Annotated in this window: 1 protein-coding gene; it reads left to right on the top strand. The window is 49.3% G+C overall.

What is annotated here, in order from left to right; all coding sequences use genetic code 11:
* A partial coding sequence (locus KI356_RS28970) for a rhodanese-like domain-containing protein (RefSeq protein ID WP_274388415.1) occupies nucleotides 1–276 on the top strand: 276 nt, incomplete at both ends.

Below are 276 nucleotides of genomic sequence, written 5' to 3'. Positions count from 1 at the left end.
GCAAGCGGCGGAAGTGAACGCCATGCTTGACGATCCCGATGCACTATTTATCGACATGCGTAACCACTATGAGTATGAAGTGGGGCACTTTGAAAACGCGCTCGAAATTCCGGCAGATACCTTCCGTGAGCAGCTGCCAAAAGCAGTCGAGATGATGCAGGCACATAAAGATAAAAAAATCGTCATGTACTGCACCGGCGGCATTCGTTGTGAAAAGGCCAGTGCCTGGATGAAACATAACGGATTCAACAAAGTCTGGCATATCGAGGGCGGAAT

The sequence above is a fragment of the Bacillus hominis genome, assembly GCF_018332515.1.
Classification (GTDB): domain Bacteria; phylum Bacillota; class Bacilli; order Bacillales; family Bacillaceae_G; genus Bacillus_A; species Bacillus_A hominis.
This window is presented reverse-complemented; position numbering and strand designations above follow the sequence as displayed.